Here is an 18,907-nt window from a genome sequence, read left to right as displayed (position 1 = left end):
AAGATAACCTCCGCTAATTAACTACGCACGCGGCCAAATTTACTGATTATCTGGCGGATAATTGCCGGGTCTGCCGAATCACACTCAAGTAAGAACGATTTTCTGGCATCGGCCGTATGGTCCGGCAGAAAACCGTTCTTGTTCTTTTTGACGATGTTAAAGAATGCGCGTTCAGCTGAATGGCATTCATTGCCGCCGCCGTTCCCGGTGGCTTTACCGTACATGCATAACACCACTTCACAGGCGTCTGCGGCCATGACGGAGGTTGAATATGACGCCATAGCGCTGAGTAATAATACGGAGGATATTACTTTTTTCATTTTCAGTCACCTTCATATTGAAGCGAGGGTAGTGTAATTCGATAAGTTATTTACTGGAGTCCTTTGCTGAATACACCTTTGATGCCATTGAGATGAAGGGGTTTAAAATAAATATCACTCATCCGGCGTATGTCACCGTGAATATCAATGCTGACGATCACATCAATGCTCTTAAGCACCTTGCGTAACAGCACGTCGAAAGGGATGTTCCGGCAGTCGGGGTTTTCATAGCAGCGGTCAATTAACCCTTCAATACATTCTTCCGGGCTGCTCGCATGCAGGGAGGTCATTAATCCCTCATGTCCGGAACCGACGATTTTCAGTGCCTCCCAGGCTTCCCGACCGCGAATTTCAGCCAGTAATATCCGGTCAGGGTTCATACGATAATTGGCGCGTATCAGTCTGCCGGGCGTGACAATGGCATTATCCCCGGCGTCCGCCGGATAAAAGAGATGGACATAATTGGTGTGGTGATAAAAACGGATTTCGGGATTATCCTCAATGGTGGTCAGCCTGAGGTGCCGGGGAATATGGTGCAGCAGCGTTTTCATATAGGTGGTTTTACCGGATCCGGTTTCACCGACGATAAAAATCGTCTTGCCGTATTCCACCGCTTTTTCCATAAAGCGAGGCATATCCTCACTCTGATAATAGCGGGTCAGTTCAACATCTTTGCCTTCCGTTCGCTCCTGACCGCTTACCCGGTTATAAAATCCCGCATCAATCCATGACTGGTGTGTTTTCTGCCCGAATGAGGGTTTGCGCAGCGTAATAGACACGGTATTGCGCTCACATGCCGGGGGAATAATGGCCTGAATGCGCTCGCCTGATTCAAGCGTGGCGGAAAGGATCGGCGAGGTGTCGTCGATATTATCTTCCTGCCATGACGCCACCGCTCTGGCAAAGGCGTAACACTGGCGCAGCGTAATCGGGGCTTCATGTCTTCGCCATTTCCCCCGGATTTTGGTATGCAGTTCACCCGGCCGGTTAACGGCAATTTCCGTCAGGCCGTCCTGCGCAATAAACTCACCAAACAGCTGGTTTTTCATAAAATCCAGCGACAGGTTTTCAGCGTTCATACCACCTCTTTTTCAGTCGCAACTGCCAGACGGATGAGAAATCAATATCGGTGCCGGTCATGATCCCGATGACATCACCCTGATTCAGGTACAGGGTGGGCGGGATATTGATGCTGTTATCCAGCGTCGTTTTCGCCATTTCCGCCGTGGCGGCGCGGGTGTTTTCGGTGTAGTCGGTATTGCGGTCTTTCCCCGGGGCAGCATCTGACGCCGCCGCTGCCACGTCCTGCACCGTACTGAGCATCAGGGCATTGCCGAAGCGCTCCCAGAAGTGATTGTCGATCCAGCCCGCGATCCCCGCCTCGCCGATCGGTCCGCTGGCCTGCGTATCAGTTAGCGGTATTTGCAGGCTGCCGGGCTCAGGCGTACGCAGCTCCGTCCACAGCACAAACATCCGGCTGCGTCCGTGTTGCAGCGCCCCGGTGCGGTAGATGCCACGGGCGACCGTTCCCGCCGGGATCAGCGTCACATGGTTGCTGGCGCTGTAAACATCTTCACTGACCAGGCAGGAAATATGCCCCCCGACATCGGACACGAAGCGCCACATCATCGAACACGGGATATAGCGGTCCACTGGGATATAGAGATCAGGATCAAGACCCATTCGTCTGACGCCGGTGACACGGGCGACGCCCGGATTGTCGTTGTTGGCGCCAATGATGACGTTGCGCATGTCATGCAGGCTCTTGCCGTCAAACAAGACTTTGTATCCCACCCACATGGTGGCTAGCGTGATGGTGACGGCGGCCAGTCCGAGCAGACCGGTAGAGGTGTTGCTCAGCGTCTCATTGGCTTTATTAAATCCGCTGTCTGCTGCCAGCACCGGGCTTGCCATTAACAAGGAAGAGAGGACGGGCCAGTCAGTTTGTTTTCGTTTCATCATTGTTCCTCCTGGGGCCGGGAATGGGTAACGCGCCGCGTATCACGGCATTGGGGTAGCGCAGGGATGTCAGAACTGGCGTGGCGTTATCGGTAAGCTCGCCACGCATGACGGCGGTGGGGTAATGGATTTCAGGCACGAGCTTTTCGGCGGGAGGTCGCTGCCGGTCTTCCCGCGTTGACGGTACGGCGTAGCCGATGCGCTGGATGTAGCTGGTCTGGTTAAACGCGGATTCCGGCTGTTGGCCGGTCGTGAAATTTCCTGAGTAGTAGCAACTGAGTGCACGCTTGAGGGAACCGCCGCGATGGTAGCAGTCGGTGAGGATGTGCTCAAACACGGACAGGTTGGTACAGGGGTCAAGAAGGTCACTGGCGGTCACGCCATAATGACGGAAATTGGTGCTGGTGATTTGCATCAGCCCGACCGAATAACGTCGGCCCCGTGCCGCCAGCCGTCCGGTGAGACTGACGGCCTCATCCCTGCTTGTGGGGAAATGTGAAGTCACGCCTTTGCCACCGGGCAGAATTTCAGCGATGGCATACGGATTCAAACCGGATTCGACCCGCGTCACATCAAGTGCCGTCGACGGGTGAACGCTGGCGGCGCACTGCATGGCCGCCGCCAGAAATACGGTGGTGGAAAGCATGGTGGCCTCGGAACGGTAAACCGGGCAACGCGTACCGCCATCAGACGGCACAGGGCCGGGAAAAGGGGGAAGGGCGGTTAAATGGGCTGAGTAGCCTGTGTCGCGTCGCCGTCATCCCTGGGCTCAAGGAGCACTAACTTGCCGGAAACGGCAATGCCGGGTGTCAGTACCACGTTCAGGCCGGGTTTACCGTGATGGGCGAAAGCGACGCCGACTTTCGTCCACCAGGTGTTTTTTTCACCCTGTGGGTCGGGCTGACTTTCCTGGGTGACAAATACGTGATAAATGGGTTTTCGCATATGGCCTCCTCTAATAAAAACAACGATAAGTTAAATAAATGTCACATCCCAATTCTGCATTCCGGTTTTAACGGGTCAGCGAGAACATTCAGCGGCACCCTGAATTGTGGTTTCGTGACAGCCCGAACCTTATTTTTAAAGAGCAATGCCCGATCTGGGGAAATTAATGCCCATTCGGGCAACCATTCTGTAATGACGTTTTCAGGATCAGATATCCGGGGCGGTATATAAACGATAAATTCAAAGTTAAAATGAGAGAGATAAATTAGTGCTGGAGGGGGTAAGCTCTGCGAAAAAAAAAGTAAGTGAAATATATAATAAAGACGACTGTATATTCATAGTTAATGATAGAGACATGCAGGGGAAATATTCCTGCATGTCTCTGTGACCATTATTAACGTGTTCGACGTTCAAGTTTTTCCTGGCATTCTGTGCAGGTGGTTATGCCCGGGAGTGCCTGCCGTCGCTTTTCAGGAATGGGCTTACCGCATAGACGACAATGGAATAATGATGGCGTAGACCCTGGCTTAAAACGACTCTGTTCAATCATCTCCTCCAGTCGTTGCTCATTAAATTCCTGATCGCGGTCGATCTCATCTGGCATATGCGGCCCTCCGGTCTGACGCCTCCTGTTCACAAAGTGCGATACGCTTCCAGACGATGGTCAGTGACAACCCTTCGACTTTCGGCAGCAGGGTTTGCGTTACCTGCATCATGGCGGCCAGCGCATCGGCCGATTCCAGGTTGGCCACCCGGCATTGTTGCCATTGCCGCCAGATGGCCGCATCCGTCTCTTCGTCCGGCTCTGGCGTCCGGCCATAAGGCACACGGACGCCCAGTAACCGGCGGCGAAGGCAAACTTCGTTGGAGGTGAGGCCAAAATACTTGTTGAGTAGCGCAATTGACCCGCCGAGCCGGATGGCATGATTGATACGTTGCTGCTGCAGAAACTCCTCACGGGATTTAGCCAGAAGCAGGTGTAATGCGTCGTGATGAACCGTCACAGCCAAAAACTGCGCAGACTCCCGACTGATGATAAACAGCTCGTCTAGTGATAATTGGTTGAGGGCATTCATTTCGTCGAAAGTGAATCCGAGCGATTCACAGTAACGAATGTTGCCATCCTTCAATGCATGCAAGGCATCGGTTAAAACGGCGTAATTCAGTGATGGGATAATCATGGTGTTTTCTCCCTTCAGCTTATTGAGCGGCGGGCTAATTTAATATTTATCCATTCGTCAATTTCCGATTCGAGCCAGGCGACACTGGCCGGGCCAATCTTGATTGAGCGAGGGAAGGCGCCGTCTTTCATATACAGATAGATTTGAGATCGCTTCAGGCCCGTTTTTTCTTCAACCTGTTTCAGACGCAATAACTGATGGGATGTCATGATTTTCTCCTGTGCTGTAAGTAAACGGGACAGGCCCGGAGAGGACAAAAAAACACAGAAAGGGTGAGTGAGGGAAGTTGCTAAGCCCGTATTAAGGATGTCGTTATGCTTAATACGGACTTTCAGGTTAAATAGAGTAATATCATTTATATTTGATGTTTAGGTTGATGTGGGCGAACCGCGCTCAAGTGCGGTTTTTAGTGTGTCACCACTAAGATGATCGGTAATGCCGTCGGCTGATGCCCATTGTTCAAAGATGGAGAGTAGTTTATATGGCTTGTTGATTAATGGGCTTATGGCCTCATTATTCCGACAGGAAAGCCAGAACAGACGGGAGAGTGGTGTTGATATTCTTGTTGAAGATGAAGATAAAGATGAAGATGAAGATGAAGATGAAGATGAAGATGAAGATGATCTTTTAATTTTAACGGGGAGTTCGATTATTTTTTCAAGTTCTGTACGTCGGATTACAAAACTTGCATCTCGTGGTAACTCATAAATTGGGAAAAATGCGTATTTTCCTTTATTCTGAGATAAAAAGTGTTCGTGAATATTAGGGGTGATATTTTGAGGTAATCTCCTAATTTGTTTTTCTATCCGTTCCATCCATGTGATTTTTTCAAGTAAGATAAATAATTTACCATAAAGAAAAACTGAAATGCCATGATTTATTTCATAAGCCCCTTTAATGGGAGGTGGGATATTGAGAGCTCGAGCCAGTAAGCGTTGCACCAAAACATATTCATACCCAGCTAATGTTGTATCAATAACCATTTGCATAGGTGAAATGGCTTCATCACAAGTACTGATAATTAAATTCCTCCCCCGTTGAAAACAGTTATGGTCTACCAGACAAAGTTGGCGTATTGGCGAATTCTCAACAGGACGCAGTTTTACTTTGTTGTTAGAAAATTGGATTTTCTTTAATATGACAGGTGACTGAAAGTAAATGGAAAGGTAGATGTTTCCAGATAAGGCTTGACGGTAAATGTCACTTATTGTCAGGTTTTCATTCCCCCTTTGCCTGGCTAGATCAACAGCTTCTTGTATAGTCACCCAGTCTGGCATCATTTTTCGAAAATTTAAAATAATGTTTTTTTTGACATAGTACAACTCCTTTCATGCAACAGTATCTTTGATAAAATAAAAAAGATAATGTTATTTGTTGGGAATTTTAATATATCGCCGTAACAATATAAAAAATGAATATTGAGTGACTGTGAGCTGTGATATTGTTTTTTAAAACAACATTGAAATTATTAGTGCTGGGTGTTCAGTACTCAGTATATGTGGCTGAATGTAATGCTGCCACTCATATTCAATGACCTGACTACGGTAATGCGTAAGAATTATACAAATAGCAGAAGTGGTTTCACATGCATTATTCTTTATTATTTCGCCGTAGTCAGTATCTAGTCACAATCAATGGAGAAACGCAGCCTATTCTTTTACCCTTCTGACAGCAATTTATGCGCTATCGCTAAAGCTTCTTCCTTCGAAGATGTCATAATCAAAGGATAGCCCCAGAATTTTTCATATACTATTGAGAATGGTTTGGCCGCAATCCGTTTGGCATTGTTTGGTTCAATATGGATTGAGGCTTTGACGAAGGACCTTAATTCTTTTTTGTGTGTTTTCATCCAACGTGTAGTTTGCTTCATCTCTTCAGGCGAATGCTCGTGTTTGCCATGAGCAACATCTTCATCGTTCAGGAAAACGAAGACCTCCTTACGTGCAAGCAGAGCTTCGAACTCTGTAAACGGGGATACATCTGGATCATTGCCAGGGGCAGTGATTTGCATCCACACGAGAGGGAATTGAGTAGCATCAATTTTCATAGTAATATTCCTTCCAAATTTTGTTTTTATCTATTATTGTCATTTTCGGTAGTCCTACTTGCAAGTAAAAGGCATTTACATCATTGGCAATGAGGGGCAAATCCTTAGGCTGCAACACACCAGCATGGTTTATTCAAATATACCCAAAAGTCTATAGAACGTCATTGCGATGCTTGGCCATAATATTGCTCAATTCGGCCAGTTCAATGACCCCTTCCTGAATTAAGTAGCAGGTTAACTTGCGTGTCCGGAATTTTTCCCGTTTCAATGGAGTTGAATACCCTGAGATTGTAATCAGATATACGCAGCGGATATTTACCAGTGGTTTAGTGCCCTTTTCTCACCACTATTGATAAATTTCTCAATATCATAGTCGCGCCTCCATTTGAGTTGAAATGCAGGCATACATGCTACATAAATGAAATGAATGAATTTTTGAAGATTTTTTCACGGTCCTTCATAGGTGCACTGCACATAGTCTCCGGCTTCCAGAAGTGTGGTTTGTGTTTAAGGTAAAGGCTGCGTCAGTACGTAAGATGAAACCGAAGTGGTATAAAATTTCCAGTTCGTTATCCCTTTCACGTCCATACCGTACCTGATGCAGCTCTTAAACCACATAGGGGGCAGTCTGTTTCTTTAAGAAATCCCCCAGAAATGGGACCTCATTTCATCCTGATAACTGGTGAGCTGTTGGGCTCATAGGTATAACTTTGTGTCTGACCGATTAGCACAGTTTCTGGGAAAGTCATGAAGATTGATTCAGGAAGAGTTAAATCACCTGGGGCGATAGGGGGGCAAAGCCCGTAGGCAGTCCAGTCTAATGAACGGCGATACCTGCCGGGGGACTGACCAAACTGCTTTTTGAAGGCACGTGTAAATGTCTGTTGAGAATCGAAGTGATACTCCAGGGCAATCTCCAGAATCGGGCGGTTGGTTAACCGTAGTGACACGGCCGCTTTTGACAGTCTGCGGGCGCGAATATAACTCCCCAGTACTTGACCAGTGACTTCTTTAAACATCCTTTGCAAATGCCATTTTGAGTATCCGGCTTTGAGTGCAACATTATCCAGAGACAACGGATTTGTAAGGTGGTCTTCAAGCCAGGTAAGCAAGTCGAAAATTATTGTACCTTGGTTCATAAATCGCCCCCCATTGTATTCAACAATTGTGAAAGGGAGCGTTTCTGTGCTTCTGCTCCCTTTGCTGTTCTGACAACGTCGCGATACCCCACCCCAGTGCGAGTTCTCCGTGAAAGTTTCGAGTATCTGAATGTTAGATTAAAAATACGCGATTCTGCATTAGACTGCATTGCGAATGTTGGTCATAATATTATTCAATCCTGCCACCTTTTCCCGTAAATTGAGGTCCGATTAAGATTATGTCAAACATGGATTACTCTCTCGATTCTGTTGTACTACCCGATGTGGATAGTATTCCCAGGCCTGTCTCCGTCATGAGGGCTTCAATGGTGTCTACAGGTTGGGAACAGGAACGGCATCAGCATCGCAAAGCGCAACTGCTCTACTCGGTGAAAGGTATGTTGAATTGCGAGGTGGAAGACGGCGTGTGGATTGTCCCTCCGCACTGTGCGGTCTGGATTCCGGGTAATTTACCTCATTCCGCCCGAGGTTCTGGTGATACCGAGTGTTATTGTTTGTTCGTTGAACCAGACGCGGCGCCAGGTCTTCCTAAAACCTGTTGCACTATTTCAGTAGAGCCACTGATGCGCGAATTATTGTTGAAAGTGGTTGGTTTTCCCCAGCTATACCTGACAGATGGCCGTGAGGGGAGATTAATAGCAACCCTTTTGGATGAATTGTCTTCGGCTCCTGCGGAAGATCTTCATTTGCCAATGCCTCGCGACAGGCGACTTCGGCAGCTTGCAGAAATGCTGCTGGCCGATCCTACTGACAAATCTTCTTTAGGTGAATGGGCTCATCGTATTGGCATGAGCGAGCGAAGTATGAGTAGGCTTCTGTTACAGGAAATAGGAATGAGTTTTGGCCGCTGGCGTCGACAGCTGCATGTGATCCTTTCTCTGCAACGTCTTACAAAGGGCGAAAGTGTGCAGACAGTAGCACTGGAGCTTGGTTATGAGAATGCCAGCGGATTTGTCACCATGTTCCGCAAAGCATTGGGCAAACCGCCCGGTCGTTACCTGATTGAACGAATGGCAGGTTCCACGGCTGGGGAGTCCGCCTATATGCCAGGCATCATCCGGTTGGAATAAACGTTGCGCCGCTCTTAGCACTCCACATTTTTAGAGTAATTCATTCTTGCTAAATATAAGATTGACTGTATTGAGCAATATTCTGGCCGGACGTCGCTAACCGTCTCACACAGAAACCGATAAATTTGAAGTTTTGATATATATCGGAGAAAATTTATGGATCTTGGATTAAGTGACAAACGTGTGCTTGTAACGGGTTCAACGGCAGGCATTGGGCTGGCTACAGCCCGCATGTTGGCCGCTGAAGGAGCATCTGTGACAGTAAATGGGCGGACACAGGCGCGTGTTGATAGGGCTGTAGTAGAAATACTGAATGAGTTACCTCATGCGCGGGTCTCGGGAATTGCTGCGGACCTGAGCCATTATGACGGTTGCGAGGCGCTGATAAACCAGTTACCGCATACCGACGTGTTAGTGAATAATCTGGGTATATTCGAACCTAAATCGTTCGGGGACATCACCGACGAAGACTGGCTACGTTTCTTTGAAACCAATGTATTAAGCGGCATACGCCTCGCACGCCATTATGTGCAGTTTATGAGATCGCGTAACTGGGGGCGGATTGTATTTGTTTCCAGTGAATCAGCTTTGCAGATACCTGCTGAAATGATCCACTACGGTATGACTAAAACCGCACAACTTGCCGTAGCGCGCGGACTGGCTGAAAGTCTTGCCGGTACAGGTATCACCGTTAATAGTGTGCTTCCAGGCCCCACAGCATCAGAGGGCGTAGGTGCAATGGTTGCTGAGATGGCGGCGGGGCGTGGTGTAGATCCCAAATCCATTGAGCAGGAGTTCTTTGCGACAGCACGCCCTTCTTCAATACTTCAGCGTTTTTCAACGACACAAGAGATTGCTGCGATGATTGCTTATGTCTGTAGCGAGCGTGCATCTGCTACGACCGGAGCAGCACTCAGGGTTGATGGTGGGGTGGTGAGGTCAATCGCATAAGAAAGCGCTATTTAACAAATGGGTGGTGATAAGCCGTCTGTTAACCATCCTTTCATCGTGGGCAGCCAGTGCAAATTAGTGTAACGGTAAAGACTGGCTCGCCATCAAGTTCGAAACCTTTCTGACCGGAAAGAGAAAGCAGATGTTCATGTAATTTGGGGTTCTCAATGAAAATGAGTTTTTCCCCACATTTGCAACGCAGGCTATCCAGATGACGTAACTTTTTTTATGGCCTGAGTGTATAGGTGGCGTGGCCACGAACTCCATCGGTACGGGCAAGTAATCCTGCCACCCATAAATCATTGAGCACCCTATAGATTGTAGCTTGTGTTAAGCGCTTGGATGGCTTCGAGTTAAGGAGGCGATATCTTTGCCCCGCACCAGGACAATGTGGTGCAGCTTGACTCAGAGCGTTCAGTATAGAAATTCGTGTAAATGTTGCCCTGAGGTGGCTTGCTTCAAGACGTTGAGTATGCGGTGACTGACTTTCATTCCCTTTAAATCAGAGACGACTGAGTTAGTTCGCCCGGGCTGTTTTGATGCTCTAGTGCTTTTATTGCCAAATGACGTAATGCGATCAATGAATTTTGGGTTGTCATTACAAGCCATCTTTATTCTCCTTTACAGAGCCGACTTTTCTGCTGTGCGCGACAACGTAAAGTCTGCCGGGCCGGGTGAAGATGAGTGTGGTTACCAGCGCGACCACAGAACATGCAATGCGCTAGTGTGGTTTTTTATTTTGTACTACTCTTTTGCCATCCTCCACCCAGGGCTTTAAATACGTTTACCCGGGCATTACCTATCCGTTGGTCAGCGGCAACCATCTGTGACCTTGTGTCTATCAGGTTGTTTTGCGCTTCGATCACATCGAGATAACTGATTGCTCCAGCACGGTATTGCTCTTCAGCTAACCGGAAGGCGTTCCCGGCACGATTACGTGCGTCGTTCAGCGCATCATGCTGCTGCATTGCGGCATTATAGGCGCTCAATGATTGCTCGGATTCTTTTAGCGCATTCAGTACGGTGCCATCAAAATGAGCAAGGGATGCAGCGGTTTGCGCCTTAGCCTGAGCGAGACGGCTGCGTGCCTCCATCATGTTCGGGAATGTCCAGGAGATCAGTGAACCGACTGAGAAAGACCAGGTGCGATTGCCTTTCAGATAGTCATTATGCAGGTAGTTTCCTGCGGCACCCAGCGACACTCGCGGATAAAGGTCGGCCACCGCCACGCCAATACGTGCGGTGTCACCAGCCAGCTGACGCTCGGCTTGTCTTACATCGGGGCGACGACGCAGCAGGGCAGTGCCGTCGCCTACAGGGAGTACTCCCGAAAACATGGGTGCTTTGGTGCAGGCACGTGCAGAAGCGGGAACCTGTGAGGGTGTGCGGCCCATTAATGCGGCCAGCTCGAACAGCGCAGCATCCCGCTGGCTTTGCAAAGGCGGCAGAGCGGCCTGGGTCTGAGCCAACGTGACACCGGCACGCTCCACATCCAGATTTGATGCCGCTCCGGTGTGTACCTGATTACTGATAAGATCCAGACTACGTTGGGCCAGTTCAATGGACGATTGAGCTATGTCAATGGATTCGCCCTCGGCGCAGGCATCCAAATAGGCACGTGTCGTTTCAGCGACCACCATAACTCTCGCTGCATCGTAGTCGGCGGCGACTGCATCAGTGTCGTCCTGCGCAGCTTCAATATCACGTCGAACACGGCCAAACAGGTCGAGTTCATAAGAGACGTCAAGTCCACCGCTGTAGCTCCACTGCGTGGGAGCCTGACCAGGGCCAGTCCATGTTGTCTGATCGCGCCCGTAGCCTGCTCCGCCCGATATGTTTGTAGAAGGTATCAAGCCGCTTTGTACTTCTTTGTAAATAGCTCGTGCTCGTTCAAGGTTAGCCAGAGCGACACGCAGCCCGGTATTGGCCGTAAGCGCCTCCTGGACAAGTTTATTCAGGGTGGGGTCATCATACAATTTCCACCACTCAGCTGGCAGAGATTGAGCGGTATCCGTATGGTTCGATTTGCTGACAAATGGGCCGCCTGCGGTCTGAGGCAAAGACGGTGCACGGTAATCGGGGCCACTGGCGCAACTAGTGACGAACGTTGTGACGGCAGTAGCCAGAAACGTGGTACGTAACATGGGGAATAAAGCACGATGCAGAACGACGGTCATGGCATCAGTGTGGACAGAAAACAGATCACAATTCGACATCGGGAGTCTCCGAACTGGCGAGTTCGCGTGCACGAGGACTTTCCGCGACTGCGCGGTGATCTTTCGCAACGAAGCTGTAAATTGTAGGAAGTACAAATAACGTGAAGAAGGTGCCGATTAGCATACCCATAACCACCACAACACCGATAGAAAAACGGCTTGCAGAGCCTGCACCATCAGCGAACAAAAGCGGCACCAAACCGGCGACCATGGCCGATGTTGTCATCAGAACGGGACGCATACGCACCGTGGCAGCTTTCTGAATAGCCTCTATGCGACTAACATTTTCATGATGCTGGATGTGATTAGCGAACGTGACCATTAAAATTCCGTGTTTAGAAATCAGTCCTATCAATGTGACGAGTCCTATCTGGGTATAAATGTTTAGCGTCGCGTAACCTAACCACAGTGGCACCAGAGCACCACAAATCGCCAGGGGTACCGTGACCAGGATCACCACCGGGTCTCGCAGGCTCTCGAACTGTGCCGCCAGCACAAGGAAGATGACCACCAGCGCAAAGCAGAAGGAAACCAGTAAGCGGTTACCTTCCTGAACGAACTGGCGGCTGTCGCTTAGCCAGTCCACGCTGGTTCCGGGGGGCAAAGCCTGAGATTGCAAAAATTTGACTGCCTCTCCCATACTCACCCCTGGTGCTGGCAACATTTCCAGTGTAGCCGAGTTCATCTGGCCGAACTGAGTAAGCTGGTTGGCCTGTGGGCGCATTTCAATGCGGGTTACGGTAGACAGAGGCACTTGCGCGCCGGAGGTTGACTTGACGTAAAACCGGCCGAGGTCTTCCGGTGTCATACGATCAATGCCACGTACCTGCGGGATCACGTCGTAGGAACGATTATGGAAGTTGAAGCGGTTGACATAGTTCTCTCCAACCAGCACCGCCAGGGTATCGGCGATGGATTGCATGGTTACGCCCATTTCGCTGGCGCGAACATTGTCAATACTGATATGTGCCTGTGGGCTGTCGAAGGCCAGGTCATTCTGTACATAGAGAAACAATCCACTGGCATAAGCGGCTGTTTTAATCTTCTCTCCGGTTTCATATAAAGTCTGAAAGTCTTCAGGCGAGCGCAGCACCATCTGTACAGGCAGGCCACCACTGGAGCCCGGTAGCGGAGGCATCTGGACAGCCGTGACGGTTTCACCATCGATGGCACCGCCAGCAGCCTGAATTTGGCCTTGAATCTCGGTGGATGAACGCTTGCGCTCGGACCAGTCTTTTAGAATCGCGCCTGCAATAGTCAGGTTTTGCCCCCCGGAATAATCGCCGATGTGGATGAAGCTGCTTTCAAATTCCGGTATCGACTCAAACACTTTTTCGATTTGTTCTGCATAATGTGTGCTGTAAGCGACTCCTGCATACTGGGGCGCCTTGGTGACGGCCAGGACAATGCCCTGGTCTTCCATCGGTGCCAACTCATGACGGGTACCTGAGAACAGCACTATAATGGCCCCCATGACTACTGCTCCTACCAGTAACACCACACCACGCGCAGACAGCGTGTGCGCCAGCAATCGTCCGTAGATAGCGGTCATTCCCTGCATGGTATGCTCGATCCGTTTTGCGAGGCGCCCCTCACCCTGTTTTGAACTCAACAGCATGGAACTCATCACCGGCGAGAGCGTTAGTGCAACCACGCCGGAGACGAGAACCGAACCAGCCAGAGTAAAAGCAAACTCCTTAAATAGCGCTCCAGTCAGGCCCCCCATCATGCCGATGGGCGCATATACCGCCGCAAGCGTGATGGTCATGGCGATCACCGGCCCGACTATCTCGCGAGCGCCCAGCAGGGCCGCGCGTACAGGAGACAAGCCTTCCTCAATGTGTCGATGAATGTTCTCCACCACAACAATGGCATCGTCTACTACCAGACCAATCGCCAGTACCATCGCAAGCAGAGTCAGAAGATTAATCGAAAAGCCGCACGCCAGCATCAGTGCAGCGGTACCCACCAGAGAAAGCGGGATAGTGACGACCGGAATGATGACAGCACGAAATGTGCCGAGGAAAAGGAAAATTACCGCGATAACGATGATGATGGCTTCAGCGAGCGTATGTTTGACCTCGGCGATAGAAGCATTGACGAAGGTGGCCACATTGTAATTGGGTGCTACCGTGAGTCCGGGCGGCGCCATTTCACGAATCTTGGGCACCAGCTCCTGTGCGTGTTTGACGATATCGATCGGGTTTCCGTCCGGGGTGGGTTGAAGCTCGATGAAGATTGCTGGGACGCCGGTCGCGAACGAAGCACTATTGTAGTTCTGACCACCGATCTCCATCGTGGCGATATCTGACAACCGCACAACGCCACCCACCGGGCTGGACTTGATAACCATCTGGCGGAAATCTTCAACATCTCGCAGATCGGTCGCGGCACTGATATTGGTAACCGTCAAAGCACTCTTGAGTTGGCCCGGCGCGGCCTGCACATTGTTGGCGCGCAACGCGGCCGCAACCTCTCCGGCTGACAGACCACGAGCAGCCAGTTTTATCGGGTCGATCCAGACGCGCATCGCCATGGTCTGGCCGCTCAGAATGTTGGCAGAGGCTACGCCGGGAATGCCAGTAAACATGGGCTGTGCCACGCGGGTGGCAAAGTCTGTTACCTGTGGGATCGTCAGCGTCTTACTGTAGAAAGCCACGTACTGAACCCCTGTACTGCCCTCGGTAGACTTGCTGATGACCGGGTCTGTCACACCGGACGGCAACTGGTATTTGACTTGCTGCACCTTGGCGAGGATCTCAGTCATCGCTCGGTCAGAGTTGGCGTTAAGTACCAGCCGTGCCTTAATTACACTCTTGCCCTGCGTAGTGGTTGAAGTCAGATATTCAATGCCGCTGGCCGTAGCGATGGATTGTGCAATCGGCGTCGTAACGAAACCCTGCATTACCTCCTGCGTTGCGCCAGGTAAGGTTGTACTCACGCTGATAGTGGCATTTTCGAGATAGGGGTATTGCCGTACAGGTAACTGGAAGACGGCTGTTATACCCATCAGCAGGATAAGCAAGCTGACGACCAGTGCCAGGATCGGTCGGCGAATAAAGATGTCAGTGAAATGCACGATGTTTTTTTCCTATTGTGCGTTGGCATCTGAAGCAATAGTCGAAGTAGATGTATTGCTAATTTTAACGGTAGCACCGGGCGGCAGGCGGTTCTGACCCGCCGTCACCACAATGTCACCGGCTTTTATACCCTTCATCACCATGACTTCTTCGCTGAGTCGCCGACCAGTGACTACCGGCACAGCGATTGCTTTGCCAATCCCCTCTGCGTTAACATTTTGCACAATTACCATGCTGTCTCCAGAAGCCGAAGTCTGGATCGCCGTAAGGGGAAGAACAATGGCATGGGTAGTTGCCGGTAAGCTCAGTTGTGCCGTCGCGTACATTCCGGATTTCAGAGACAGATCCGCATTTTGCACCAACGCCTGAATAGACACGTTACGTGTTTCACTATCAATTCTCGGTTCGACGGTACTAATTTTGGCGGTGAATATCCGGCCCGGTGCGGTATCTACCGTCACCTGCACCGATGCACCTTGTGCCAATTTAGGCAGATCCTGCTGAGGCAGAGTGAAATTGACGTAGAGAGGGTCGAGCTGGGTTAGCGTGGCGATTTCATCACCTGCGTTAAGGTACTGACCAGGATTGATATGACGGATACCAAGTTGACCAGTAAATGGTGCATGAACGGTCTTCTGCTGGATTCGTGCGTCAAGTTGCCGTACTGCAGCAGCAGTCTGGACGGCTTCAGCCATACGCTGTTCAAGAAGTTCGCGGGACTCTGCGCCGGTCTGGGATAATGTTTGTGAACGTCGAAGTTGCAATTGCGCAAAATCAGCTTTTGCTTTTGCAGCCGCGCGATCCGCTTGTTCCGGAGCATCGTAAAGCTGTATCACGGCGTCTCCTTCCTTCACAAATTGGCCAGCATGAAAGTTAATGGCGGTCACACGCCCTGATGTATCCGGAGCAAGCAATACTTCCCGTACTGCCTGCAAACTTGCAACGACTTGCAATTGATCTGCGACGTTACTGGTTTCTGCACGGATTGTAGTTACAGGTATAGGTGGCAGAGTCTGTTGTTCTGCGCTACTGCTACGGAGGTTCCGCCAGGTGTATAGCAGACCGAAAACCATAATGAGGGCGAGAATGCTGATGACTGCTGGCTTCACATGGCGATTTAACGCGAGGCTCATAAATGCTTACCTTTGTCAGGGAAAACAGACAGGGTGTGGGAGTAGGGCCGCGATAATTGCCCCCTGGTGTTTCGTGGATGCATGATTATTCCTCATCGATTTGAAATTAAGCTGTGTTCAAGCGTATTTTTGCCCACATCCAGGCATTTTGATTGGCACTCTATCCTTTCGATGAATTAGAGACATTGCGAAAATTTGTCATATTATTTCGCATTCTAGCCAAAAAAATTTTTAAAGTGCATTTTGGCTGTATTGAAAAATTATATGGCTGTATTTCGCTATCGGAACATTGATTTTAGTAGTTTAATGAGAATGATTTCTATTTGAGTGTCCCAGCGCTGTACATCCTTGGACCCTGAATGGTCTTTTTCCGCAGAAATTTATTTTCAGAAAAGTATCTGGAGTGAAAGTTGGTGGGCATCTACAAGAAAATAGGTGGCAGGCGCAGGTTAAGGTCACCGATATTGATAAATCAGGAAATATTAAGCAGGGCAATATAAGGCATTAATTTCTAAGTCCTGAAAAATGATCTCACGACATTATTTCTCACTTAATCCAAACGAGTATATAAATGAAATTGCAAAAAGCTCTGGTTCTACGCCCCTTTACCGTCATGATCAGTGCGTTTATCAGTTCATTGTCATTTCCGGCAGTATCGTCAGACAGTCCCACGACCGCTACTACAGAAGATACGATGACGGTTACCACTAAGGGCCAGAGCTCAACATCTGAGAATGCCTGGGGGCCAGTGGGTACAATGGTAGCAAAACACAGTGCGACAGGCACCAAAACAGATACTCCATTAATTAAAACACCACAGTCGATCAGCGTCGTGACTCGTGAAGAAATGGATTTGCTGGATCCCCCGACGCTAAAAGATGCTTTTCGCTATTCAGCCGGTGTGATGGTTGACAACCGAGGTTCTGTAACTGGATTCAACTCAGTCAATATTCGAGGTTTTAGCCAGATTGCGGATAATATTTATCTTGATGGATTAAAACTTCAGAACGATAGTTATGCATCATTCCAGGTCGACCCTTATATGATTGAGCGTGCAGAACTATTGCGCGGCCCCGTCTCTGTCTTATATGGACTGAGTGATCCAGGGGGAATTATTTCCCTGGTGAGCAAACGTCCTACAGCGGAAACCATACGAGAACTTCAGTTTAAGATGGGGAATCATAATCTTTTTCAAACCGGTTTTGATTTTGGCGGTGCGGCCGATGATAACGGAGAATTAACCTACAGATTGACCGGTGTCGCAAGCGATCAAGATCAACAACAAACTGGGGAAAAAGCAAAGCGTTATTCGATAGCACCGTCATTTACCTGGCGTCCAGATGACAAAACCAGCTTTACTTTTTTAAGCAGCTTCCTCGATGAACCTGACATTGGCTGGTTTGGTTACCTACCTAAGGATGGAACCGTGACTAATGGTGCCGGAGGTAAATTGCCAACAAGCTTTAATGATGGTGAACCGGGTTATAATAAAATCTCCCGAAACCAGAAGTTAGTCGGTTATACCTTCGACCATCAGCTCAATGATAACTGGACCGTGCGTCAGAACCTGCGTTACGGAACAGTCGATATGGATTATAGAACTATCTATGGTAGAAGTATTTCCCCCGTTGATCCTACTCAGTTAACAAGAGGGGCATTGGCGTTTAAGGAGCATTTATCTACCTTCGCGGTCGATACTCAGGTACAAAGCAAGTTTTCTACAGATACAGTCGATCACACCCTGCTTTTGGGCATAGATTATCGACGCACCCGAAATGACATATGGCATGCCTTTGGTCTGGCATCCAATCTAAATCTTATAAATCCTGTTTATGGTAACACCGCGGTGCAGTATTACAGTACCAGCAGCCAGGTTAATCACCAGGAGCAAACGGGACTCTATCTGCAGGAGCAGGCTGAATGGAATCGCTGGGTATTAACTCTGGGAGGCCGTTACGACTGGTCCAAAACAGACAGTGTTAACCGCCTGAGTGATAATGCTGTTTCCGAGCAGGAAGACAATGAGTTTACATGGCGGGGTGGGCTGAATTACCTGTTTGACAACGGTATTTCACCTTATTTCAGTTATAGTGAATCATTCCTGCCAACAAGTGGCACTGACTATGCAGGTAAAACATTCCAGGCATCACGTGCTAAACAATATGAGACAGGCTTAAAATATATACCTGATGATGGGTTGATTTCCGCAACATTATCTGTGTTTCAGTTGACAAAGAATAAAAATTTGAGCACGGACTCCGAACATATTTATTATTCAGTGCAAAACGGTGAAATACGGTCAAAAGGTATTGAGCTTGAAGCTAAAGCGGCGTTAACTGAAAATGTGGATGTGATGGGAAACTATTCCTATACGGATGCAGAATATACAAAAGACACGTTGTACAAGGATAATCGGCCATCTGAAATTCCAAAAAATATGGCGGCGCTATGGGGTAATTACACTTTTCATGAAACTGCCCTGAGCGGGTTGACACTTGGACTTGGAGCACGGTATATCGGTTCAACTGAAGGTGATAGTACCAACTCATTCAAAGTTAAGTCCTATACCATCTGGAATACAGCAGTTCAATACGATTTGACCAAGTTTAATTTACCGGGTTCTAATATTGGAGTTAGCGTGAACAATCTATTTGATAAAGAGTACGTGGCAGGGTGTTACGCCACTACAGCGTGTTATTATGGAAATGAGCGTCAGATTACAGCGACCGCTACATTTAGGTTTTAAAAATTAGCCTTTATGAAAAGCCTTAGTTTTCATAGAAGCGACAAAAAAATCTCATGAGCTGTTAAAATATAGAATAATTTCTTCGCTAAAATTTAGGAT

At 48.9% G+C, this 18,907-nt stretch carries 16 protein-coding genes and 2 pseudogenes; 3 read left to right on the top strand and 15 right to left on the bottom strand.

Annotation, left to right across the window (positions count from 1 at the left end; genetic code table 11):
- Window positions 1–17: 17 nt before the first annotated feature.
- The 12 genes and pseudogenes from FA92_RS10770 to FA92_RS23835 all read right to left on the bottom strand — a co-directional run bounded on the left by FA92_RS10770 (window position 18) and on the right by FA92_RS23835 (window position 7,591).
- A complete protein-coding gene (locus FA92_RS10770; protein ID WP_033783524.1) occupies window positions 18–320 on the bottom strand; it encodes a TrbM/KikA/MpfK family conjugal transfer protein in 303 nt (100 codons plus the stop codon).
- Between the two features lie 50 nt (window positions 321–370).
- Complete coding sequence (gene virB11, locus FA92_RS10765; protein ID WP_033783521.1) at window positions 371–1,399, bottom strand: P-type DNA transfer ATPase VirB11; 1,029 nt, start codon at window positions 1,397–1,399, stop codon at window positions 371–373.
- Window positions 1,389–2,048 (bottom strand): annotated as a pseudogene (gene virB10, locus FA92_RS10760) (VirB10/TraB/TrbI family type IV secretion system protein); the annotation flags it as partial. The gene virB11 and the pseudogene virB10, both read right to left, overlap by 11 nt.
- Window positions 2,049–2,279, bottom strand: a pseudogene (locus FA92_RS23465) (TrbC/VirB2 family protein); the annotation flags it as partial. It lies immediately after the preceding pseudogene.
- Complete coding sequence (locus FA92_RS10755; protein WP_033783519.1) at window positions 2,260–2,925, bottom strand: lytic transglycosylase domain-containing protein; 666 nt, start codon at window positions 2,923–2,925, stop codon at window positions 2,260–2,262. The gene FA92_RS10755 and the pseudogene FA92_RS23465, both read right to left, overlap by 20 nt.
- A 77-nt stretch (window positions 2,926–3,002) precedes the next feature.
- A complete protein-coding gene (locus FA92_RS10750; RefSeq protein WP_033783518.1) occupies window positions 3,003–3,224 on the bottom strand; it encodes a hypothetical protein in 222 nt (73 codons plus the stop codon).
- Between the two features lie 394 nt (window positions 3,225–3,618).
- Window positions 3,619–3,828, bottom strand: a complete 210-nt coding sequence (locus FA92_RS22640) for a TraR/DksA family transcriptional regulator (RefSeq protein WP_033783515.1) — start codon at window positions 3,826–3,828, stop codon at window positions 3,619–3,621.
- Window positions 3,818–4,405: a DUF2857 domain-containing protein gene (locus tag FA92_RS10740; RefSeq protein WP_033783513.1), complete on the bottom strand. Its 588-nt coding sequence runs from the start codon at window positions 4,403–4,405 to the stop codon at window positions 3,818–3,820. Before FA92_RS10740 ends, FA92_RS22640 begins: the two co-directional genes overlap by 11 nt.
- Before the next feature lie 14 nt (window positions 4,406–4,419).
- Window positions 4,420–4,614: an AlpA family transcriptional regulator gene (locus FA92_RS10735; protein ID WP_033783512.1), complete on the bottom strand. Its 195-nt coding sequence runs from the start codon at window positions 4,612–4,614 to the stop codon at window positions 4,420–4,422.
- Between the two features lie 159 nt (window positions 4,615–4,773).
- Window positions 4,774–5,685, bottom strand: a complete 912-nt coding sequence (locus FA92_RS23460) for a hypothetical protein (RefSeq protein WP_072009001.1) — start codon at window positions 5,683–5,685, stop codon at window positions 4,774–4,776.
- 377 nt (window positions 5,686–6,062) lie between these two features.
- Window positions 6,063–6,452: a hypothetical protein gene (locus FA92_RS10730; protein WP_033783510.1), complete on the bottom strand. Its 390-nt coding sequence runs from the start codon at window positions 6,450–6,452 to the stop codon at window positions 6,063–6,065.
- Between the two features lie 662 nt (window positions 6,453–7,114).
- The gene (locus tag FA92_RS23835) at window positions 7,115–7,591 is read right to left on the bottom strand and encodes a helix-turn-helix domain-containing protein (protein ID WP_072008966.1); all 477 of its coding nucleotides are present in this window, start codon (window positions 7,589–7,591) and stop codon (window positions 7,115–7,117) included.
- A gap of 239 nt (window positions 7,592–7,830) precedes the next feature.
- On the opposite strand from FA92_RS23835, the gene FA92_RS10720 reads away from it, so the two are divergent.
- Both FA92_RS10720 and FA92_RS10715 read left to right on the top strand, forming a co-directional pair.
- Window positions 7,831–8,682, top strand: a complete 852-nt coding sequence (locus FA92_RS10720) for a helix-turn-helix transcriptional regulator (RefSeq protein WP_033783509.1) — start codon at window positions 7,831–7,833, stop codon at window positions 8,680–8,682.
- A 156-nt stretch (window positions 8,683–8,838) separates the two neighbouring features.
- Entirely contained in the window at window positions 8,839–9,633 is a 795-nt protein-coding gene (locus tag FA92_RS10715) for an SDR family oxidoreductase (RefSeq protein WP_033783508.1), read from the top strand.
- A 734-nt stretch (window positions 9,634–10,367) separates the two neighbouring features.
- On the opposite strand, the gene FA92_RS10710 is transcribed toward FA92_RS10715, so the two are convergent.
- From FA92_RS10710 to FA92_RS10700, 3 genes are read right to left on the bottom strand one after another with little or no spacing between them, the layout of a single operon-like run.
- Window positions 10,368–11,849, bottom strand: coding sequence for a TolC family protein (locus tag FA92_RS10710; RefSeq protein WP_197061500.1), 1,482 nt, complete (start codon window positions 11,847–11,849; stop codon window positions 10,368–10,370).
- A complete protein-coding gene (locus tag FA92_RS10705) occupies window positions 11,836–14,928 on the bottom strand; it encodes an efflux RND transporter permease subunit (RefSeq protein WP_033783507.1) in 3,093 nt (1,030 codons plus the stop codon). Before FA92_RS10705 ends, FA92_RS10710 begins: the two co-directional genes overlap by 14 nt.
- A 12-nt stretch (window positions 14,929–14,940) precedes the next feature.
- Window positions 14,941–16,062 carry an efflux RND transporter periplasmic adaptor subunit gene (locus tag FA92_RS10700; RefSeq protein WP_033783505.1) on the bottom strand — a complete coding sequence of 374 codons (1,122 nt, stop codon included), beginning with the start codon at window positions 16,060–16,062 and terminating at the stop codon, window positions 14,941–14,943.
- Between the two features lie 571 nt (window positions 16,063–16,633).
- On the opposite strand from FA92_RS10700, the gene fhuA reads away from it, so the two are divergent.
- Window positions 16,634–18,808, top strand: coding sequence for a ferrichrome porin FhuA (gene fhuA / locus FA92_RS10695; protein WP_033783504.1), 2,175 nt, complete (start codon window positions 16,634–16,636; stop codon window positions 18,806–18,808).
- The last annotated feature ends 99 nt before the right edge of the window (window positions 18,809–18,907 follow it).

Source organism: Pantoea sp. 9140, assembly GCF_000745295.1.
Lineage (GTDB): Bacteria > Pseudomonadota > Gammaproteobacteria > Enterobacterales > Enterobacteriaceae > Pantoea > Pantoea vagans.
This window is presented reverse-complemented; position numbering and strand designations above follow the sequence as displayed.